We start from the raw sequence: 20,162 nt of genomic DNA on the forward strand, positions 1-20,162 counted from the left end.
TTCCCCACCACCTGCCGGGCCGTCTGTGGTCAGCCCGACTGGGCTGAGGTCTCGCTCGAGCCGTCCGTCGCGCGCTCGAGCCGCAGCATCGCGATCTCGTCCTCGAAGGCCTCGACGGAGTCGAAGGCGCGGTAGACGGAGGCGAAGCGGAGGTAGGCGACCTCGTCGAGCGCTCGCAGCGGGGCGAGGATCGCGAGGCCGACGTCGTTGGCGTCGAACTCGGCCTGACCGCTCAGGCGCAGGGCGTCCTCGACGTCCTGGCCGAGGCAGGCGAGCTGGGCGTCGGTGACCGGGCGACCCTTGCAGGCCTTCCGGACGCCGGCGATGGCCTTGTCGCGGTTGAACGGCTCGGTGGCGCCGGAGCGCTTGAGCACCGTGAGCTGCATCTTCTCGACCGTGGAGAACCGACGGTCGCACGCCGAGCAGCTGCGACGGCGGCGGATCGAGCCGCCGTCGTCGGCGACGCGGGAGTCGAGGACCTTGGTGTCCTCGTTCTTGCAGTAGGGACAGTGCATGGCGGCCCTCCTCCCGGGCGTCTGGGCGCGCTTGATACACCTCTATAACGAGGCTGCGCCTGTGGATCTTCCTGTGGACATCTAGGCTTCCCCTGTGCGTAGCTGCCCGTGGCATGTGCACCAGATGTGGATAACTACAGCGGTGTAAGTACTAGATGTAGTGGTTACCGTACGTCGCCGCCACAACGCTTGGCAAGCCGCTCGAGGGGACCAAATCGGGCCCCGGGCGTGTCGTCGGCAAAACCGCAGGTCAGTGCTCCGCCACCGGATTTCGCCCGGGCGTGTCGCGCCTTCCCGGGCCAGGTCGGCATGGCCCGAACGGGCTATCCGACCCCCGCGGGCTGGCCTCATCCGACACAATGGTCCTCGTGACGGGGAAGCGGGCAGGCTCGAGGCGCGCGGCCCCCGCGTCCCGCGGCCCCTCGCCGGCCGCGCTGGCGATCTGCGTCGGCATCACGGTCTGCGTGATCGCCTGGGGATACCTCGTCTACGCCGCCATCGACTTCGGTACGGCCGGGCGCGGGGGCTCCGGCTCGTCGGCCTGGCTGTTCATGGGCCTGGCCTGCCTCGGGGCGATCGCCTGCCTCTTCGTGGGCCTGATGCTCGTCGCCCGGCTGTCGCGGACGCTCGGGATCACCCGCGAGCCCCCTCCCCCCGGCGAGGCACCCCGCCCGGTCGGCGGGAAGCGCGCGGCTCGCTGATCTCTTGTGCGGCCTGCGTGGTCCGCCTGGTGGACCACGGGGGCCGCGCTCGTCCTCGGACGCGACGGACTGGGAGATCGTGGAGCTTTCGAGCCACCTGGTGGCTCCAGGGCTCCACGATCCTCGTCTCAGCCGACCTCGTAGGCGACGACCGAACTTGTTCGACGTCCTCCCGAGAACCAGCGTTTGCATGCATCGGGCGGCGCGAGGCGGCGCACCGTCATTCCGAGAGCTCGCGGCTTTCCAGAACCTGCCAGGTAGATCCGTAGGGCTCGAGCTTGATGAACTGGATAACGCGTCCACCTGCAAGAGTCATCCATGGCGCCGCTCCAGCTTCTCGGTAGCGCGTGGGCGCAGAGTCGACGACAAACCTGAAGGCGTGGTCAGACGAACTGCCTATGTTCTCGATGGTGCGGACGGTCCATCCATCCCACCTGACCGTTCCTCCGGCCTCGTAGATTCGGTCGGCCGCTTGGGCGATCTTGCGGCAATCGGCGCAGTTCGGGCCAAGCCCGAGGAACGCGCCCGTCTCGCCGGTCTCGAACATCTTCCGGTCTTCCTCGACCCACCGACGAATGAAGTCCTCCGCGCTCTCCACCTCCGGAGATTCAGACTCGGTGGGCGTCGACGAGGAACTCGTCGGCTTCGACATCCTTGGGGTCGGCTCGCCCTTGGGATTGCCGTTGGAGCACCCGGCGACAACGAGCGGGACAAGGACGAGCGGTGCGAGTGCGCGGCGCGCAACCTTCGAGCCTGCAGTCGACATCAAGGCTCAGCACTCACGACGGGACTTGCGTCAACATCGTCATCTGCCACGGCCGGCTCTGCGAAAGCCTGAACCGGTAGACGACCGTCCCGCCCGGAAGGCGCTGCACGGGGGCGCTCATCCGCTCCTTGAAGGCGGTGGGCGCGGAATCAACCCGAACGTCGATCACCGGACCATTTCCCCACGCCTCACTGGACGACATGTGAAGGACTGTCAGCCCTCCTGTGCGGGCGAACCCTCCGGAGTCGAACATCGACTTCACGCGCTTCGCGATCGCCCTGCAGTCCGAGCATCCCCGCGAGATGCTGAGGTATGGACCGATCTCGCCCGTGTTCTGCATCTTGTTGCTGACCCGGATCCATCGGCGGACAAAGGCCTTTGGTGACTCGTGCGGCCGCGATGAAGCCTTGTCTCCTGGGGTCAGTCCGGGTGAGTCACCCGCGGCCGTCGACGGCGAGCTAGCGACCACATCTTCCGCGGCGTCGACGAGGCGCGGCGAGTCATCAGCGCTGCAACCGGCGCCGACAGCACTCACCAAGGCAAGGGCCATCGCCTTCGAACAGAGGACGTACCGAATGCGTTGCATCAACGCACCACCAGCTGCGGCAGCGCCTCGACGATCGCGAGCCCCTGCTCCTCGCCCGCGATTGTCAGCGTCACGTCCATCGGAGTCCAGTCCCCGTCGCCGATCCGGTACTCCCCCGAGTACGTCGTGTCGAGACTGACCGCCACGTCGTCGACGCTGGCGTAGGTGTGCGTCACGTCGAGGTTCGGGTGCGGGCGGCCCGGGGAACTGCTGGCGAGGCTATCGCCGTCCCCGAAGTGGAAGGTGTAGGTGATGGGCGTGGCTCGGATCACGACCCGACGCTTCGCGATGGTGACAGTTCGCGACACAGGCGAGTGCTCATCGGTGTAGAAGTTGGTCGGCAGGTTGACGAGAGTCTTGCCGCCGCGTGGCTGGACAAGAAGCCTTGATTCGGGCCAGCTCATTCGCTTGAACTCGCGGAGGATGAGTTGAACGACATCCACCTGATCGACAGCATCCTCTGGCATACACACGTCGCCGACATCGATCCCGTCCCTAAAGATGTCGTGCCAGATTCCAGGGACGCCGTTCTCGACACATTCAATGTGCTCGGCGCAGATTCCGCCGTTCGCGCACTGGATCGTGGTGACCCAAGTGTGACTGGGCTGGGAACTCGACGTCTCCGTGTATTCAGGGAGTGTCCAGTCGCAATCCGCCGCTACCGCCTGCCACGTGACTTGGAGGCAACGAGGCTGATCGTCGTCGCCCTCGTCCATTCCAAAAGCCGCGGTAGGGGTGAAAGAGATTGCGGCCATCGCTGCAAAGCAGTACGCGAGGATCTGAAGTGCGAGCCGCATCTAGATCACCGAGTACTGGCGCATCACGAAGGTATCTCCCTTGCGCTCGAGGGTCATCCGGTAACGCTGCGTTGCGGCTGGAAAGACGCGAGGATCTTCTCCAGGGACTTCGATGCTCAAGCGCGCTGCCCGCACCTCGACCACAAATGTGGGAGGCGATGGAGCGTCCTCCTTTACCTCCACCACTTCAGACCCCGAGAAAGTTACTTTCCCGGACTTCTCGTAGACGTCCGTCACCTGCTCCGCGTAGGTCGCACACGCCTGACAGCCGGGCGACATCCTCAAGAACTCCTTCGCGTTGCCCGTTGTCACCATTGCGTCTGCCGTTGCTTGCCACCGCCGGATGAAGTCCTCCGCACTCTCGACCTCCGGCGACTCGGACTCGGTCGGCGTGGGCGTCGAGCTCGACGAGTCGGGCATCTTCGGGGTCGGCTCGGCCTCGGGGTCGCCGTCGGAGCATCCAGCCAGGAGCAGCGGGGCGAGAACGGTGAGCGCAAGTGCGCGGCGTACGTGCATGGAATGCCTTCCCGAGACGACCTCAGCACGCTGAAGTTACCCATCTTGAGACGACTCGAACCACCCTCGAACCCGAATCTGTGGATAACCGGCGCGAGGGTGGCGGCGGACGACATCACGGACGCTTCGTTCGATGTCGTGTGCCGCCACCTTGGGAGGCCGACGGATATCCGACGCGTCGGATAGCTCGGCGCCGAGGTCTCGCGACAGGGCCCTTCGAGACGGCCGCGGGCGGCCTCCTCAGGACACCGCTTCGCCCTTCCTCGACCAGCGGGGGCGAGGAGTCTCGTGACAGGGCTTCGCCCTTCCTCGACCAACAAACGCCGAAATGCGCCGAGGGGCGGGCCCACAGGCCCGCCCCTCGGTCTTCCCCTTGGTTCCACCAGCCGGGGTCGAAGCGACTGGTGGAGGCCTCGCGCGTCAGTCGGTGACGACCGGGACGCGGAGCTTCTGGCCAGCCGACAGGCTGGCGGACTCGAGGGCGTTGAGCCGCTCGATCTGGGTCATCGCGTCGCGCACGTCGCCGTCGACGGCGACGCCGGAGGCGATGTCCCAGAGGGTGTCGCCGGGGGCGACGGTGATGGTCTCGGTCGGGACCTGCTCACCGGCCGAGTCGGTGCCGACGGCACCGCCGGCGAGGGCGACCGCGACGACGAGGGTCACGACGAGCGCGGTCAGGAAGACCACGAGCCGGCCACGCCGCGTCAGGCGCACCGAGGAGCGGGCGCGGGCGGGAGCCGGGGTGAAGACGGGGGAAAGGCTGAGGGTGCTCATGGTGGCCTCCTGGGGAAGATCAGCCGGGTCGGTGTGTCGAGGGAATGTCTAGTGATGGCCACCGACAGTGGGTCGGTGTCGAGCAGACGTTCGATCGAACACGTGTACGACGGTAGAGCACCTGTTCGAACGCGTCAAGCACTTCGCCGAACAGATGTTCGACGACGTTCGACCCGCTCGGAGGGGACCAACGCACCTGCCACGACGGGGCCGGGAGGAGAAGCATCGGGAGCAGGGCGACACCGGAAGGAGACACCCCCATGTCCCGGAAGAAGGTCCTGGTCCTCGGAGGCAACTTCGGCGGGCTCAGCGCCGCGATCACCGTCAAGCACGAGCTCGAGGGGGACGTCGACGTCACCGTCGTGTCGTCCTCCGACGAGTTCCTCTTCACGCCCTCCCTGATCTGGGTGCCGTTCGGCAAGCGCTCGCGCGCCGACATCACCTTCAAGGTCGGCCCCACGTTCGAGGAGCACGGCGTCGACTTCGTGCACGCCGAGGCGACCGAGATCGACCCGGTCGCGAGGCGGGTGCAGACCACCGCCGGCCCGCAGGACTACGACTACCTCGTCATCGCCACCGGCTACCGCAACCGCTTCGAGGTGATCCTCGGCCTCGGCCCGGACGGCAACGCCCACACCATCACCACGATGGAGGACGCGATCCACGCGGGCGAGGGCTGGACACGGTTCAAGGAGGACCCGGGCGACGTGGTCATCGGCGCCACCCAGGGCGCCGGCTGCTTCGGCGCGGCCTACGAGTTCCTCTTCAACACCTCCTACCAGCTCAGGAAGGCCGGGCTGAAGGACAAGGTGAAGCTCACCTACGTCAGCGCCGAGCCGTTCCTCGGCCACTTCGGCATCGGCGGCCTGCCCCACGGCGAGTCCCTGCTCGGCATGTTCCTCAGGAAGGAGGGCATCGAGGCGGTCCTGGACACCGCGATGGACCACGTCGACGACGGCCGCCTGGTGCTCGCCGACGGCCGGGCGATCGACTTCGGCTACGCGATGATCATCCCGCCGTTCTCCGGCCAGGACGTCGTCCAGAAGGCCGGCGAGCTCGCCGACGCCAACGGCTTCGTGAAGGTCCGGGACACCTACCAGAGCGAGGCGTTCGACGACGTGTACGCCGTCGGCGTCGCCGCCGCGGTCGAGGTGCCGTGGCAGACCCCGACCCCGGTCGGCATCCCCAAGACCGGCTTCCCGACCGAGCAGCAGGCCCACGTCGCGGCGCTCAACATCGCGGCCCAGGTCCGCGGCGAGGAGCCGCAGGAGCACAAGGCGTTCGGCGACATCCCGGCCGTCTGCGTGATGGACGCGGGCAACAACGGCGTCGTGATCCTGGCCGACAAGATGCTGCCGCCGCGCAAGCACGGGGTGCTGATCCCGGGCCCGCAGGCGCACCTGATGAAGCTCGGCTTCGAGAAGTACTTCCTGTGGAAGATGCAGCACGGGCAGGTGCGCCTGCCCTGACAAGGACGACCACGCCCGGTCGCGCACCGGGCACCTGGAGGGACGGCCGTCCGGCCCGGAGGGGCCGGGGGGCCGTCCGTGGGTTGCGACGGAGCGACGCTCAGCGTCGCCGCATCGCCCGGCGTCCCTGCGCGGCGAACAGCCCGACGACGTGCTGCGACACCCCCGGTGCCAGTGCGGCGCCGCGCGCCACTCCTCCGCGCCAGCCCGGCAGCGTACGCACGACGCGGCGCGAGCCGAGCAGCGCGACCGCGGCCTCGGCGACCTGCTCGACGGTGAGGATCGGCCCGCCCGAGTGGACCAGCTGCGCGCCCACCCCGGCGGGGTCCTGTGCCGCCAGCATGGCGGTGTCGGCACCGTCCGGGCACAGCGCGTGGACCCGCACGCCTCGCGGCGCCTCGGCGTTGACCGAGGAGCTCAGCGACACCACGCCGGCCTTGGTCGCGGCGTACACGCTGTAGCCCGGCGCCGGCGTCAGCCCGGCCAGTGACGCGACGTTGACGACGTCGCCGCCCCGCGGTCCGAGTGCGGCCAGCGCCGCCCGCGTCCCCCACATCGTGCCGAGCAGGTTGACCTCGACGAGCCGGCGCACCTGCTCGTCGGTGAGCGCGGCCAGCGTGCCGTCGTCGCCGACGCCCGCGTTGTTGAACCAGGCGGTGAGCGGTGCGTGCCGCGCCGCCTCGGCCGCGACGACCCGGTGCGCGTCAGGGTCGCGTACGTCGTGGGCGAGCCCGGCGACCGCGCCGATCTCCCCGGCCGTCGCGGCGACGGCCTCCGCGTCGACGTCGCTCACCACCACCCGGTGCCCGCGCGCGACCAGCAGTGCGGCGATGCCGCGTCCGATCCCACGCGCCCCACCCGTCACCACACAGCTCGTCGGCCCGCCGCTCGTCATGGACGCGACGCTAGCGACACGCTGCTTCGAACAGGTGTTTGATCCACGGGTGCCGGGAGGTCTACGGTGGCACCACCTGCTCCGGGCGGACGGAGCGGGCCACCACGCCGGGAGGACTGAGCCAGATGGCCAAGCAGGACGACAAGAACGTCATCGAGATGCCCGACGGCCCACCGGACGCCACCGGGCTGACCCCGCGCCAGCAGCGCGTCCTGGCCACCATCAAGGACTCCATCGAGACCAAGGGATACCCGCCCTCGATGCGTGAGATCGGTCAGGCGGTCGGCCTCACCTCCTCCTCCAGCGTCGCCCACCAGCTCCGGGTGCTGGAGGGCAAGGGCTTCCTCAAGCGCGACCCCAACCGTCCGCGCGCCCTCGAGGTGTTCCTGCCCGAGGTGATGGCCGCGCGCCGCTCGATCTCCAGCGCCGACGACTCGGGCGTCGACGAGACCGGCATCGGCGACGTCTCGCCGTCCGCGGTCAACATCCCGCTCGTGGGCCGCATCGCCGCCGGCGGCCCGATCCTCGCCGAGCAGGACGTCACCGACGTCTTCCCGCTGCCCAAGCAGCTCGTCGGCGACGGCACCCTCTTCCTGCTCGAGGTCTCCGGTGACTCGATGGTCGACGCCGCCATCTGCAACGGCGACTACGTCGTCATCCGCCAGGAGCAGACCGCCACCAACGGCCAGATCGTCGCCGCGATGATCGAGGGCGAGGCGACCGTCAAGACCTTCCAGCGCAAGGACGGCCACGTCTGGCTGCTCCCCCACAACACCGCCTACGACCCGATCCCCGGCGACAACGCCACGATCCTCGGCGTCGTCACCGCGGTGCTCCGCCGGGTCTGACCGCCCTGCCCTGCGTGCGTCGACGCGCCCTCCACCCCACGGGGCGGAGGGCGCGTTGAATGTCCGGGGTCGAGCGGACACGATGGCCGGACAGCCAACCGTCGGGAGCGCGCATGAGCAACGTCCAGGAGTCCTACGACTACGTCATCGTCGGTGGGGGCGTCGCCGCCACCAGCGCCGTGAAGGGGATCCGCTCGCAGGACTCCTCGGGCACGGTCGCCGTGCTCGGCTCGGAGCCGCACGACCCGGTCTACCGCCCCGCGCTGTCGAAGGACCTCTGGCTCAAGGACGACGAGTCGCTCGAGGGGCAGTCGCTCGCCGGTGACCTCGACGACGACGACGCCGTCGACCTCGTGCTCGACACGACCGTCACCGAGATCGACCCCGCTGCCCACGCCGTACGCCTCGCCGACGGCACGTCGGTCGGCTACGGCAAGCTGCTGCTGGCCACCGGCGCCGAGCCGCGCACCCTCGGCCTCGAGGCCGGCCCGCGGGTCGTCTACTACCGCACGTCCGCCGACTACGAGCGGCTCCGTGGGCTCGCCACGTCCGGCAGCCACGTCGTGGTCGTCGGCGGCGGCTACATCGGCTCCGAGATCGCCGCCGCGCTCGTGCAGAACGACGTCGCGGTGACGCTCGTGCTCGACCTCGAGGACGTGCAGGAGCAGATGTTCCCGCGCGCGCTCGCCGCGAGCCTCACCAAGGACTTCGCCGAGCACGGCGTCACGATCGTGCACGGCTCGGTCAGCACCGGCGAGGAGACCGGCGACGGCGTCCGGATCCGGCTCGACGACGGGACCGACGTGGTCGCCGACGCGGCCGTCATCGGGGTCGGCGTCCAGCCCCGCACCGGGCTCGCCGAGGCCGCCGGGCTCGAGGTCGACAACGGCGTCGTCGTCGACGAGCGCCTGCGCACGAGCGTCGAGGACGTGTACGCCGCGGGCGACGTGGCGTCGTACCCCGACGCCCTGCTCGGGCGCCGCCGCGTCGAGCACGTCGACCAGGCCGAGAAGTCCGGCGAGCACGCCGGCAAGGTGATGGCCGGCGCCGACGAGACCTACACCTACACCCCGATCTTCTGGTCCGACCTCTTCGACGCCGGCTACGAGGCCGTCGGCGAGACCCGCTCCGACCTCGACATGGTCGAGGACTGGAAGGACGGCGAGCTCGGCACCGGCGTCGTGTACTACCTGAAGGCCGGCTCCGTGCGCGGCGTGCTGCTCTGGAACGTCTGGGACAGCACCGACCAGGCGCGCGAGGTGATCGCCGAGACCAAGGACGCGCCGCTCGACGACCCGGAGAGCCTGCGGGGCCGGATCCCCTTCGGCTGAGGGCGCCACCGCTGGTCGAGGAAGGCGCCCTGGCGCCTGTCACGAGACCCAGACGCGCCGACGGGTCTCGTGACACGACTTCGTCGTTCCTCGACCACCGGTGGTCGGGGGTCTCGTGACGGTCGCTGCGCGACCTCCTCGACCAACGGGAGTTGCGCGCGTCGACCAGCGACGCGCCGCTCGACGACCCGGAGACGCTGCGCGGCCGGATCCCCTTCGACTGAGGGCGCCACCGCTGGTCGAGGAAGGCGCCCTGGCGCCTGTCACGAGACCCAGACGCGCCGACGGGTCTCGTGACACGACTTCGTCGTTCCTCGACCACCGGTGGTCCGGGGGTCTCGTGACGGTCGCTGCGCGACCTCCTCGACCAACGGGAGTTGCGCGCGTCGACCAAGGACGCGCCGCTCGACGACCCGGAGAGCCTGCGCGGCCGGATCCCCTTCGACTGAGGGCGCCACCGCTGGTCGAGGAAGGCGCCCTGGCGCCTGTCACGAGACCCAGTCGCGCCGAGGGGTCTCGTGACACGACTTCGTCGTTCCTCGACCACCGGTGGTCGGGGGTCTCGTGACGGTCGCTGCGCGACCTCCTCGACCAGCGAGGCTTCGGGCCAGGGGGCGTGTAGCCTCGCGGCGATGTCCGAGCACGCAGGCGGGGCGCCGTCGCCCGAGGTCTTCCGCACCCGGCCGGGCAACCGGCGTCGGCTGACGCCCGCGGCGGAGGCCGAGGTGTCCCGGCTCGCGGCGGCGGGCGAGGCGTCGGGCTGGCTCAGCCCCCTGGCGTACAACCTCACCGTGAGCCACAGCCACCGGTTCGTCTGGTACCGCGTGGCCAAGGTCGCGACCCGCACCATCCGCCACCACTGCGAGGCCTACGGCGTCACGATGGACGTCGACCACGCGATGCGGGTGCGCTACCCGCTGGGGTCGTTCGCCGACTACTTCACCTTCGCGTTCGTCCGCGACCCGCTCGACCGGTTCGTCTCCGCGTGGCGCGACAAGGTGGTGGACCACAACTACTACGCCTTCGACGACGAGACCCACGCGCGGATGCAGACGGTCGAGGAGTTCGCCCGCTGGACCGCGGCGCAGGACCTCTCCGCCGTCCCCGGCACCGACCAGCACCTCACCCTGCAGAGCCGGATGATCGACCTCAACCGGGTCGACTTCGTCGGCCGGCTCGAGACCTTCGACCGCGACTTCGCCGAGGTGTGCGAGCGGATCGGGGCGCCGGCCGTCCCGACCGCGCCGAAGAACCAGACCGCGCCCCGCGGGCAGGACCGCAACGCCTCCGACGAGCTCAAGGAGCTGGTGGGCACGATGTACCGCCGCGACTACCAGCTGTTCGGCTACGAGGTCCCGGCCTGAGGGCGTCTCCCGGCCGACCGTCGCGATGGCGGTCTACGTGCTCGTCGGCTGACCGAGCCGCTTGAGCGCCTGGCGCACGAGCGCCGGGTCGGTGGTCGACCACATCGGCGGCAGCGACGCCTTGAGGAAGCGGCCGTAGCGCGCGGTCTCGAGGCGCGGGTCGAGCACCGCGACGATGCCGCGGTCGGTGGTGGTGCGGATCAGCCGGCCCGCGCCCTGGGCCATCAGGAGCGCGGCGTGGGTCGCCGAGACCTCCATGAAGCCGTTGCCGCCCCGGTCGTCGGCGGCCTTCGCGCGCGCCGACATGAGCGGATCGTCGGGCCGCGGGAACGGGATCCGGTCGATGATCACCAGCTGGCAGGTGTCGCCCGGGACGTCGAGGCCCTGCCACAGCGAGAGCGTGCCGAACAGGCAGGTGTGCGGGTCCTCGACGAACTGCTTGGCGAGCTCGGGGAGCTGGGCGTCGCCCTGCGCGAGGGTGGTGAGGTGCGGGAGCCGCTGGCGTACGACCTCGGCGGCGGCCTCCGCGGCCCGGCGGGAGGAGAACAGCCCGAGCGTGCGGCCGTCGAGCGCGTCGACGAGGTCGCAGATCTCGTCGAGCTGGGCCGGGCCGAGGCCGTCGCGGCCGGGCTGGGGCAGGTGGCGCGCGACGTAGAGGATGGACTGCTGGCCGTAGTCGAACGGCGAGCCGACGTCGATGCCCTTCCACGGCAGCGCGTCGTCGGCGTCGGTGGTGGCGATCTGGTGGCCGACCCGCTCGGTGGGCTTGAGGCCGAGCGACGTCGCGACCGCGCCGAACTCGCCGCCGAGCATGAGGGTCGCGCTGGCGAAGACGACGGTCTTGTCGGTGAGCAGCTTGTCGCGCATCGGGCCCCACACCTGCAGCGGCGCGACGTGGAGCCGCGCGGGGAACCGGTCACGGGCCTCGCCGAGCCACAGCACGTCGCGGTCGGAGCCGGCCGCCATCCGCTCGGCGTTGACGAACACCTCCTGCACCATGCCCTTGGCCTGGGTGCGGCCGGCGTCGCCCTCGCCCTCGCCGCCCGACTCGCGCGGGAACGCCGACAGCGTCGCGCGGGCGGCGTCGCGGACCGCGACCAGCGCGTCGGCGAGCTGCGGCGGGACCGTGTCGATGCGACCGGCGGGCAGTGCCGCGAACGCCTCGGCGAGCTGGGCGCCGGCGTCCTCGAGGTCTCCGGCCGGGTCGCCGCCGGCGTCGTCGGCCCACCGGCTCGCGCGGCGCGCGGCCCGCTCGACGTCGTTGGCGCCGAGCTCGTCGGTGGCGGCCTGGGTGACGCGCGCGACCAGCTCGTGGGCCTCGTCGATCACGACCGTGTCGTAGTCGGGGATCATCGGCACGTCCTCGATCGCGTCGATCGCGAGGAGCGAGTGGTTCGTGACGACGAGGTGGCTGCGCTGGGCCTTCTCCTTGGCCAGCTCGGCGAAGCACTCCGCGCCGAACGGGCACTTGGTGGCGCCGAGGCACTCGCGGTGGTTGACCGACACCTGGCGCCACTCGCGATCGGTGTGGCGCGGGGCGTTGTCGCGCTCGCCGCTGCCGCCGCCCTCGGCCTCCTCCTCCGCCCACGCCCGCAGCTCGAGGACCTTCTCGGCCATCGCGCCGAGCGGCACGTCGACGAGGGTGCCCTGGTCGTCCGGCACGCCGGCGCGGACGCGGTGGAGGCAGGCGTAGTTGGAACGGCCCTTGAGCACGGCGTACGACGTGTCAAGCCCCGGCTGGCCCTTGACCGCCTCGACCAGGCGCGGCAGGTCGCGCTCGACGAGCTGGTGCTGGAGGGCGAGGGTCGCGGTGGCGACGACGACGCGCTTGTCGTGGAGCATCGCCGGCACGAGGTAGCCCAGCGACTTGCCGGTGCCGGTGCCGGCCTGGACGAGGAGGTGGCGGCCCTCCTGCATCGCGTCGGCGACCTCGCGGGCCATCTCGACCTGGCCGTCGCGCTGCTGGCCCCCGAGCGCGGTCACGGCCTTCGCCAGGACCTCGGTGACGGGGCTGGCGGTGGTGACGGTCTCGGGCACCAGAGAACCCTACGGGGCGGCCCCGACAGTGCGGCGTACGCCATCCACAGCGCTGCGCGTCAGGGCTGCTTCTTGCGGCCGATCTGGCGCTCGATGCGGCGCTCGGGCTGGCCGAGCACCTTGGCGAGGAGCTTCACCCGGTAGCGCCACGCGACGACGCCCAGGACGACGATGACGAGGAACCACAGCATGCGACGAGCGTACGCCGACGCCGCAAGGTCCGGACGCGACGAAGCCCCCGCCGGGGCGGGGGCTTCGTCGTGGCGTGCGGGTGCGAGGTCAGACGACCGCGCCCGAGTCCTCCGGCGCGCGGGCGACCTTCTCCTTCTTCACCCGGCTCATCGGGGCCTTCTCCTGGAAGTACGTCAGCAGCGGCGTGGCGAGGAAGACCGAGGAGTAGGTGCCGACGATCAGGCCGACGAGCAGCGCGATCGCGAAGTCCTGCAGCGAGTCGCCGCCGAGGACGGCGAGCGCGGCGAGGATGAACATCGCGCCGAGGCCGGTGTTGACCGTGCGGGGCACGGTCTCCACGCACGCCTTGTTGGCGACGTCGGTGAAGTTCTCCTCCGGCTTCGATCCCCACCACCGCTCACGGATGCGGTCGAAGACGACGACCGTGTCGTTGACCGACAGACCGACGATCGTCATCGCGGCGGCGAGGAAGATGCCGTCGATGGGCTTCTGCAGCCACGCGAAGAGGCCGACCACGAGGATCACGTCGTGGGCCATCGCGAGCACCGCGGCGACGCCGAAGGTCCACTTGAACCGGATCGCGAGGTAGAGCAGCTGGGCGAGGAACGCGACGCCGAAGGCGATGAGCGCGTTGTTGCGCAGCTCCCGGCCCAGCGAGGACCCGATCGTCTGGTCGTCGATCTTGTCGACCGCGCCGCCGACCTTGGCGAGCTCGGCCTCGATGGCCTGCTCCTCGTCGTTGGAGATGTTGCCCGTGCGGACGGTGAAGCCGGTGTCGGCGGTCTGCACCACGGCCTCGGAGAAGCCGGCGGCGGTCACGGCCTCGCGGGCCTGGTCGACCGAGATGTCCTTGCTGACCGAGTAGTCGAGCTGGCGTCCGCCGGTGAACTCGACGCCGAGCTGGAGACCCTGCGTCGCGATGCCGGCGATGGCGAGCACGAGGGCCGCGGCCGAGACGCCGACCCAGGTCTTGCGGCGCTTCATGATGTCGGGGTTTTTGCGGTCCAGCCAGGTCCGGACCCGGCCGACGTTGCCGAGGCCGCTGACCGCCGGGTGGCGGGACACCGGTCGGTTGGCGACGGCGAGGTCGCACAGCACGCGGGCGACGATCAGCGCCGAGATCATCGACGCGACGACACCGATGGTCAGCGTCACGCCGAAGCCCTTGATCGGGCCGGAGCCGAGGAAGAACAGCAGGCCGGCGGCCAGCAGGGTGGTGACGTTGGAGTCGATGATCGCGCTCCACGCCTTGTTGAAGCCGACCGCGAGCGCTCGCCGAAGGCCGGCGGAGGGGTACGCGACGTACTCCTCCCTGGCTCTCTCGAAGACGAGCACGTTGGCGTCGATCGCCATGCCGATCGCGAGCACGAAGCCGGCGAGTCCCGGCAGCGTCAGCGTCGACCCGAGCCCGACGAGCATCGCGTAGGCGAGCAGGGCGTACGACGCGAGCGCGATGGTCGCGGCGAAGCCGACCAGGCGGTAGACGACGATGATGAACAGGCCGGTCAGGATGATGCCGATGATGCCGGCCTCGATGGAGGCGTCGATCGCCGCGGCGCCGAGCGAGGGGCCGACGAGGCGGTCGGAGATGGCCCTGAGCTCCAGCGGCAGCGAACCGCCCTCGATCAGGGCGGCGAGGTCGCTCGCCTGCTCGGACGTGTAGGAGCCGGTGATCTGGGTGCCGCCGCCGCGGATGCCGACGTCGCAGCCGACCGTGGTCTGCACCTCGGGCGAGGAGATGATCTCGCCGTCGAGCACGATCGCGATCCGGCGCTTGGGGTCGCCGGACGGGTTGCAGGCGGCCTTGCCGGTGATGTCGGCCCAGGTGTTGCCACCCTTGCCGTTGAAGTCGATCGAGACGACCCACTCGACGCTCTGCTGCGGCTGCTCGGCCGCAGCGGAGGTGATCTCGTCGCCGGGGATGACCGTGGGGCCGATCTCGAGGGTGTCGCCCTGGTCGGACGGCAGGACCTGGTTGCCCTTCTTGTCGGGCTTCGCGTCGGGCTCGGCGGTCTTGAGGACCTCGTGGATGGTCAGCTTGGCGGTCTGGCCGATCCGGTCCTCGGCGTCCTGCGCCTCCTCGTCGGAGGTCACGCCGGGCAGCTCGACGAGGATCCGGTTCTCGCCCTGGCGCACCAGCGTCGACTCCGCGACGCCGAGCGCGTCGACGCGGCCGCGGAGCACGCTGAGCGTCTTGTCGACGTTCTCCGAGGTGGCCGGCGTCTGGTCGGTGCCCTCGGCCTCGAAGACGAACTGCGCGCCGCCCTTGAGGTCCAGACCGAGATTGGGCTTGACGTTGATCGCCAGCGCCACGCACCCGGCCAGCAGGCCGAGGACGAGGACGAAGCGGATCCACACACCACGTGACATGCGCGACATCCTCCACCACGAGACTCCGTTGCCCCGAATCAGGGCACGGAAGGGTTCAACGGCCGACCGGGCCAGTTGGTTCCGGACCCTCGACATCCCGCACGAGCGGGTGTTGTCTGTGAAGGGTCTGCGGCCGACTCGCGGCCGCGCTCTCGGGAGGGCACATGTCGACACGCAGGAGCACGTCCAGATCGACCCGGCTGGCCGCCGTCACGGCGCTGGTGGCCGCCGGTCTCACCGCCGGCGCGGGGGTGGCGGTGGGCAGCACCGCCGGCGCCGCGCCGGACGACGGCAGGCGCGAGGTCGCGCGCACGTCGTCCGACGACACCACGCAGGTGGTGATGGTGAGGGCGCCCGAGGTCGCCGACCGCAACGAGGTCATCGGCCTCGGCCTCGACGTCACCGAGCACGCCGACCAGCGCGGCATCGAGGTGGTGCTGCACGACGCGCAGGACGCGCAGGCCCTGCGCGACGCCGGCTTCACCTGGAAGGTGACCGTCCCCGACCTCGAGGCGCTCACCGAGGCCAACCGTCGCAAGGACCGCGCGTACGCCGCCAGCACCACGCGCTCGGCGCTGCCCAGCGGCCGGACGTCCTACCGCACCTACGACGACTACCTGCGCGACATGGGCCGCCTCGCGCGGCTCTACCCGACGCTCACCAAGCCGCTCACGCTCGAGAACCGGACGGTCCTCGGCGAGCCGATCCGCGGCCTCGAGATCAGCGTCGACGCCCGCGACGTGCGCGACGGCAAGCCCGTGTTCCTGCTGATGGGCGCCCACCACGCCCGCGAGTGGCCGAGCGCCGAGCACACCATGGAGTTCGCCTACGACCTGCTGCAGTCCTACTACTCCGGCGACCGCGCCGAGCGGCAGCGGGCCCGCGAGGTGCTGACGACCTCGCGGGTGATCGTGGTCCCGGTGGTCAACGTCGACGGCTTCCAGATCTCGCGCAGCGCCGCGCCGCTCGGCGACTTCAGCACCTTCGACTACGAGATGAAGCGCAAGAACTGCTCGATCTCGGCCGCCACCCCCGCGGAGTACCTCGGCGGGACGTGCGCCGACAACCCAGCCGGCCGGCTGCGCGGCACCGACCTCAACCGCAACTACCCCGGCTTCTGGGGCGGCGGCGGCGCGAGCCCGACCTGGTCGAGCGACACCTACCGCGGCGACGCCCCCGGCAGCGAGCCGGAGTCGGACGCCGTGCGCAAGCTGATCTCCCAGCGCGCGGTGACGGTGATGATCTCCAACCACACCTACGCCAACCTGGTGCTCCGGCCGCCGGCCATCGCGGCCACCGGCAAGGCGCCGGACGAGCCGCAGCTCAAGGCGCTCGGCGACGCGATGGCGGCGCAGAACGCGTACACCAGCCAGGCGTCCTACCAGCTCTACGACACCTCGGGCTCGACCGAGGACTGGAGCTACTGGATCACCGGCGGCTACGGCTACACGATCGAGATCGGTGACGAGGGCTTCCACCCGGCCTACGAGGAGGCCGTGGTCGGGGAGTACCTCGGCGAGGCGCCGGCCGAGAGCGCCGGCCTCGGCGGCAACCGCGAGGCGTACTGGCTGGCCGCGGAGGCCGCGGCCGACGACGCCCAGCACGCGCGGATCCGCGGCACCGCGCCGGCCGGGCGCACGATCACCGTCTCGCGGCGCACCGTCTCGCCGACGTCACCGGTGATCCAGGCCGACGGCACCGTGGGCGACCCGATCCTCTACGAGGACACCCTGGTCAACACCTACGCCACCGACCGCGGCGGGCGCTTCACCCTCGACGTCAACCCGTCGACGCGGCCGCTGGTCGCCGGCCGGTACGGCCGCTACCCCGAGGCGCCGCCGCAGGCCGCCGTCACGCTCACCAACCCCGAGGGCATCCCCGCCGTCGGGTCGAGCGAGTCGACGACCTTCGAGGTGTCCGGCCTCCCCGAGGCCGACAACGGGTTCCTCGACGTGTCGGTCGGCTGGCCGTCGGACGACGCGGAGGCCTACGACTGGGACTTCACCCTGCTCGGGCCCGACGGTGCCCCCGTCGGCTCCGGCGCGACCCTGGCCAACCCGGAGACGATCCGGGTGCCCGACCCCGCGCCCGGGACGTACACCCTCGTCGCCGACAACTTCGCCGGCGGCGACGCGGCCCACGACTGGTCCGGCACGGTGACCTTCGAGAGCCCCGACCCGCCGATCGACACCGGCGTGAAGGAGGCGTGGCTGGTCTCGTGCACCAACAACCGCGGCAAGGTGTTCGGCACCCGCGAGGTCATCGTCGACCGCGGCCAGGTCGTCGGCGTCGGTGACCTCTGCCGGCGGGCGAGCTACAAGCGCTGAGGGGGCCTCGGCGGCCGCATTTCAGCGAGAGCCTGACATGTTCAGCGATCCCCGGTCAGCCGGGGATCGCTGAACTTGTCGGCCCGTGCAACGCCTGACATGTTCAGTGATCCCCGGTCAGCCGGGGATCACTGAACCGGGCGCTCAGCGGGCGTAAGCCGCCAGCTCGCCGGCCAGGTCCGCGTTGGCGCGGCCGACGACGAGCGTGCCGTCGCCGGTGTGCTCCATCGAGCCGATCTCGGCCTCCTGGTGGATCCGGTTGACCAGGTCGCCGCGCTCGTAGGGCAGCAGCACGTCGAACTCGACCTGCGGGCGCGGCAGCTCGGACTCGATGGTCCGCAGCGCCTCCTCGATGCCCTCGCCGGTCTTCGCGCTGACCACGACGCTGTGCGGCTCGCGGGCCCTGAGCCGGCCGATCACCAGCGGGTCGGCGGCGTCGGCCTTGTTGACCACGATGATCTCGGGCACCTTGTCGGCGCCGATCTCGGCCAGCACCTCGCGGACGGCCGCGATCTGGCCCTCCGGGTCGGGGTGCGCGCCGTCGACGACGTGGAGCAGCAGGTCGGAGTCGGCGACCTCCTCCAGCGTCGAGCGGAACGCCTCGACCAGACCGTGCGGCAGGTGGCGCACGAAGCCGACCGTGTCGGACATCGTGTAGACGCGGCCGTCGGCGGTGGTCGTACGCCGCGTGGTGGGGTCGAGCGTCGCGAACAGCGCGTCCTCGACCAGCACCCCGGCGTCGGTGAGCCGGTTGAGCAGCGACGACTTCCCGGCGTTGGTGTAGCCCGCGATCGCGACGCTGGGGATGTGGTTGCGGCGCCGCGACTGGCGCTTGACCTCGCGGGTGCCGCGCATGTCCTTGAGCTCGCGGCGCAGCTTGGCGATCTTGGTGTTGATCCGGCGCCGGTCGGTCTCGATCTTGGTCTCACCGGGACCACGGCCACCGATGCCGTCACCGCCGGCGGCGCGACCACCGGCCTGGCGCGACAGGTTGCCGCCCCAGCCGCGCAGCCGCTGCTTCATGTACTGCAGCTGGGCCAGCTCGACCTGCGCCTGGCCCTCCTTGGACTTCGCGTGCTGGGCGAAGATGTCGAGGATCAGCGCGGTCCGGTCGACGACCTTGACCTTGATCCTGTCCTCGAGGTTGCGCAGCTGGCTGGGCGCGAGCTCGCCGTCGCAGATGACCGTGTCGGCGCCGGTGGCCCGGACGATCTCGCGGATCGCCTCGACCTTGCCGCGGCCGATGTAGGTCGCCGGGTCGGGCTTCTGGCGGCGCTGGAAGACCGCCTCGAGGACCTCCGAGCCGGCGGTCTCGGCGAGCGCGGCCAGCTCGGCCATCGAGTTCTCGGCGTCGGTGACGGACCCGTCGGTCCACACGCCGACCAGCACGACCTTCTCGAGGCGCAGCTGGCGGTACTCGACCTCGGTGATGTCCTCGAGCTCGGTGCGCAGGCTCGCCACGCGGCGCAGGGCGTGGCGCTCGGCGAGCTCCTGCGCGCCGAGCGTGAGCTCCTCGGGGTCGGCCTCGTCGTAGTCGGTCTCCTCGGCGTAGCCGGACCCGACGTCGTCGCCGTCCTCCTCGAGGAGGTCGTCGTCGAGCTCGATCGAGTCGTCGTCCCAGCCCCGGGTGGCGTCCAGGGCGTCGCGGAGGTTGAAGTCAGGTGCGTTCGTCATATGCCGACAAGGGTAGGTCGCCCTGCGTGACCTGCGCGAATGACTTTGGCGACGGACCCGCTCAGGCGCGGTGGCGGCCCACGGGCGCGACGACCGTCCCGTCCACGCTCGCGTGGTCGATGAACTCGTCGCACGCCGCCCGTACGTCGTGGGGCGTGTGGCCGGCGCCGACCACCACGACCCGCACCCCGGCCGCGTGCAGGCGGTGCACCAGCGGCAACGCCGAGGTGAGGTCGCCGGCGAGGACGACCTCGTCGACCGAGGCGTCGCGGGCGATGTCGACGGCGTCGATCGCCATCGCGACCAGGGCCTGGTCGTCGTCGTCGGTGAAGTGGTGGAAGGAGTGCAGGCCCTCGCGCCGCATCCGCCCGGCCCAGTCGCCGAGCTCGGCGCGACTCCAGTCGGCGTACGCGCGGCACACGTTGACCGAGCCGCGCTCGGCCAGCCGGCCGAGGAGGCCGGCCGCGACGTCCGCGGAGACCCGCCGCGCGTCGATCAGCACCGCGACCCGGCGAGGCTGCTCGGCCTCGTCACCGGTCGGGCGCTGCGGCAGGCGCGGGTGGGTCGCCGCCACCGGCTGGACCGGGGCGGCGCACCCCCCACCCGAGTCCCCCTCCGGGTCCCCACCCGGCTCGTCCCCCTGGGTCGCCCCGACCGTCGGCCCTGCCGGCTCCGCGGCCACCTCGACGGGCTCGACGGGCTCGGCGGGCTCGGCCGGCTCGACCACCGCCTCGACCGACTCGTCGGGCGTGGGGGCGATCCGCAGGGCGCTCTCACGACGCACGCGCTCCTGGACGCGCGTGCCGGCAGCCATCCAGCGACGCACCAGCGTCGCCAGGTCGCCGTCGGGGAGCGACCCGTCCGCGTCCGGTCCCTGATCCGGACGCGACACCGCGGCCACCGCGTTGGTCATCTGCGCCACCTGCGTCCACCCCACCTCGTGCTCGGCCCCGTGCGTCCCGTAGCGGCAACGATTCCGTCCGGGCGTGGGACACGCGGC

General features: G+C 70.9%; 17 protein-coding genes. 6 read left to right on the top strand and 11 right to left on the bottom strand.

Features of this window, described 5'->3' with window-relative positions:
* Window positions 1-29: 29 nt before the first annotated feature.
* Window positions 30-515 (bottom strand): transcriptional regulator NrdR, encoded by a 486-nt coding sequence (gene nrdR, locus LN652_RS09645; protein WP_230444451.1) that lies wholly within the window; start codon window positions 513-515, stop codon window positions 30-32.
* A gap of 368 nt (window positions 516-883) precedes the next feature.
* Here nrdR and LN652_RS09650 point away from each other — a divergent pair, with 368 nt between their 5' ends.
* Window positions 884-1,216: a hypothetical protein gene (locus LN652_RS09650; RefSeq protein WP_230444452.1), complete on the top strand. Its 333-nt coding sequence runs from the start codon at window positions 884-886 to the stop codon at window positions 1,214-1,216.
* 220 nt (window positions 1,217-1,436) lie between these two features.
* Here LN652_RS09650 and LN652_RS09655 read toward each other — a convergent pair whose 3' ends face one another.
* The 4 genes from LN652_RS09655 to LN652_RS09670 all read right to left on the bottom strand — a co-directional run bounded on the left by LN652_RS09655 (window position 1,437) and on the right by LN652_RS09670 (window position 4,655).
* A complete protein-coding gene (locus LN652_RS09655) occupies window positions 1,437-1,982 on the bottom strand; it encodes a hypothetical protein (RefSeq protein WP_230444453.1) in 546 nt (181 codons plus the stop codon).
* A 585-nt stretch (window positions 1,983-2,567) separates the two neighbouring features.
* Complete coding sequence (locus tag LN652_RS09660) at window positions 2,568-3,284, bottom strand: hypothetical protein (protein ID WP_230444454.1); 717 nt, start codon at window positions 3,282-3,284, stop codon at window positions 2,568-2,570.
* Window positions 3,285-3,365: 81 nt separating this feature from the next.
* A complete protein-coding gene (locus LN652_RS09665; RefSeq protein WP_230444455.1) occupies window positions 3,366-3,881 on the bottom strand; it encodes a hypothetical protein in 516 nt (171 codons plus the stop codon).
* Between the two features lie 420 nt (window positions 3,882-4,301).
* Window positions 4,302-4,655 carry a LysM peptidoglycan-binding domain-containing protein gene (locus LN652_RS09670; protein WP_230444456.1) on the bottom strand — a complete coding sequence of 118 codons (354 nt, stop codon included), beginning with the start codon at window positions 4,653-4,655 and terminating at the stop codon, window positions 4,302-4,304.
* A 260-nt stretch (window positions 4,656-4,915) separates the two neighbouring features.
* Here LN652_RS09670 and LN652_RS09675 point away from each other — a divergent pair, with 260 nt between their 5' ends.
* Window positions 4,916-6,124: an NAD(P)/FAD-dependent oxidoreductase gene (locus LN652_RS09675; RefSeq protein WP_230444457.1), complete on the top strand. Its 1,209-nt coding sequence runs from the start codon at window positions 4,916-4,918 to the stop codon at window positions 6,122-6,124.
* Window positions 6,125-6,224: 100 nt separating this feature from the next.
* Here the strand turns inward: LN652_RS09675 and LN652_RS09680 are convergent, their stop codons facing one another.
* Entirely contained in the window at window positions 6,225-6,989 is a 765-nt protein-coding gene (locus tag LN652_RS09680) for an SDR family NAD(P)-dependent oxidoreductase (RefSeq protein ID WP_230444458.1), read from the bottom strand.
* 155 nt (window positions 6,990-7,144) lie between these two features.
* Between LN652_RS09680 and lexA the strand changes: the two genes are divergently transcribed.
* The 3 genes from lexA to LN652_RS09695 all read left to right on the top strand — a co-directional run bounded on the left by lexA (window position 7,145) and on the right by LN652_RS09695 (window position 10,562).
* Window positions 7,145-7,867 (top strand): transcriptional repressor LexA, encoded by a 723-nt coding sequence (gene lexA / locus LN652_RS09685; protein ID WP_230444459.1) that lies wholly within the window; start codon window positions 7,145-7,147, stop codon window positions 7,865-7,867.
* Window positions 7,868-7,980: 113 nt separating this feature from the next.
* Window positions 7,981-9,198 (top strand): NAD(P)/FAD-dependent oxidoreductase, encoded by a 1,218-nt coding sequence (locus LN652_RS09690; protein ID WP_230444460.1) that lies wholly within the window; start codon window positions 7,981-7,983, stop codon window positions 9,196-9,198.
* Window positions 9,199-9,830: 632 nt separating this feature from the next.
* Window positions 9,831-10,562 (top strand): sulfotransferase family 2 domain-containing protein, encoded by a 732-nt coding sequence (locus LN652_RS09695; protein ID WP_230444461.1) that lies wholly within the window; start codon window positions 9,831-9,833, stop codon window positions 10,560-10,562.
* Window positions 10,563-10,595: 33 nt separating this feature from the next.
* Here LN652_RS09695 and LN652_RS09700 read toward each other — a convergent pair whose 3' ends face one another.
* From LN652_RS09700 to secD, 3 genes are all read right to left on the bottom strand, one after another.
* Complete coding sequence (locus tag LN652_RS09700; RefSeq protein ID WP_407941548.1) at window positions 10,596-12,602, bottom strand: ATP-dependent DNA helicase; 2,007 nt, start codon at window positions 12,600-12,602, stop codon at window positions 10,596-10,598.
* Window positions 12,603-12,658: 56 nt separating this feature from the next.
* The gene (locus LN652_RS21890; protein WP_268932246.1) at window positions 12,659-12,790 is read right to left on the bottom strand and encodes a hypothetical protein; all 132 of its coding nucleotides are present in this window, start codon (window positions 12,788-12,790) and stop codon (window positions 12,659-12,661) included.
* A gap of 88 nt (window positions 12,791-12,878) precedes the next feature.
* A complete protein-coding gene (gene secD, locus LN652_RS09705; RefSeq protein ID WP_230444463.1) occupies window positions 12,879-15,161 on the bottom strand; it encodes a protein translocase subunit SecD in 2,283 nt (760 codons plus the stop codon).
* Between the two features lie 164 nt (window positions 15,162-15,325).
* Between secD and LN652_RS09710 the strand changes: the two genes are divergently transcribed.
* Entirely contained in the window at window positions 15,326-17,488 is a 2,163-nt protein-coding gene (locus LN652_RS09710; protein ID WP_230444464.1) for a M14 family zinc carboxypeptidase, read from the top strand.
* Between the two features lie 144 nt (window positions 17,489-17,632).
* Here LN652_RS09710 and hflX read toward each other — a convergent pair whose 3' ends face one another.
* Both hflX and LN652_RS09720 read right to left on the bottom strand, forming a co-directional pair.
* Complete coding sequence (hflX, locus tag LN652_RS09715) at window positions 17,633-19,162, bottom strand: GTPase HflX (RefSeq protein WP_230444465.1); 1,530 nt, start codon at window positions 19,160-19,162, stop codon at window positions 17,633-17,635.
* Between the two features lie 61 nt (window positions 19,163-19,223).
* Complete coding sequence (locus LN652_RS09720; RefSeq protein WP_230444466.1) at window positions 19,224-20,075, bottom strand: NYN domain-containing protein; 852 nt, start codon at window positions 20,073-20,075, stop codon at window positions 19,224-19,226.
* Between the last annotated feature and the right edge of the window lie 87 nt (window positions 20,076-20,162).

It is taken from the genome of Nocardioides okcheonensis, from assembly GCF_020991065.1.
In the GTDB taxonomy this organism is placed as follows: domain Bacteria; phylum Actinomycetota; class Actinomycetes; order Propionibacteriales; family Nocardioidaceae; genus Nocardioides; species Nocardioides okcheonensis.

Bases quoted from the DNA above. Each gene is read 5' to 3' on its own strand.
- nrdR (WP_230444451.1), bottom strand. From the start codon at position 515: ATGCACTGTCCCTACTGCAAGAACGAGGACACCAAGGTCCTCGACTCC.
- LN652_RS09655 (WP_230444453.1), bottom strand. From the start codon at position 1,982: ATGTCGACTGCAGGCTCGAAGGTTGCGCGCCGCGCACTCGCACCGCTC.
- LN652_RS09660 (WP_230444454.1), bottom strand. From the start codon at position 3,284: ATGGACGAGGGCGACGACGATCAGCCTCGTTGCCTCCAAGTCACGTGG.
- LN652_RS09665 (WP_230444455.1), bottom strand. From the start codon at position 3,881: ATGCACGTACGCCGCGCACTTGCGCTCACCGTTCTCGCCCCGCTGCTC.
- LN652_RS09670 (WP_230444456.1), bottom strand. From the start codon at position 4,655: ATGAGCACCCTCAGCCTTTCCCCCGTCTTCACCCCGGCTCCCGCCCGC.
- LN652_RS09675 (WP_230444457.1), top strand. From the start codon at position 4,916: ATGTCCCGGAAGAAGGTCCTGGTCCTCGGAGGCAACTTCGGCGGGCTC.
- lexA (WP_230444459.1), top strand. From the start codon at position 7,145: ATGGCCAAGCAGGACGACAAGAACGTCATCGAGATGCCCGACGGCCCA.
- LN652_RS09690 (WP_230444460.1), top strand. From the start codon at position 7,981: ATGAGCAACGTCCAGGAGTCCTACGACTACGTCATCGTCGGTGGGGGC.
- LN652_RS09695 (WP_230444461.1), top strand. From the start codon at position 9,831: ATGTCCGAGCACGCAGGCGGGGCGCCGTCGCCCGAGGTCTTCCGCACC.
- LN652_RS21890 (WP_268932246.1), bottom strand. From the start codon at position 12,790: ATGCTGTGGTTCCTCGTCATCGTCGTCCTGGGCGTCGTCGCGTGGCGC.
- secD (WP_230444463.1), bottom strand. From the start codon at position 15,161: ATGTCACGTGGTGTGTGGATCCGCTTCGTCCTCGTCCTCGGCCTGCTG.
- LN652_RS09710 (WP_230444464.1), top strand. From the start codon at position 15,326: ATGTCGACACGCAGGAGCACGTCCAGATCGACCCGGCTGGCCGCCGTC.
- hflX (WP_230444465.1), bottom strand. From the start codon at position 19,162: ATGACGAACGCACCTGACTTCAACCTCCGCGACGCCCTGGACGCCACC.
- LN652_RS09720 (WP_230444466.1), bottom strand. From the start codon at position 20,075: ATGACCAACGCGGTGGCCGCGGTGTCGCGTCCGGATCAGGGACCGGAC.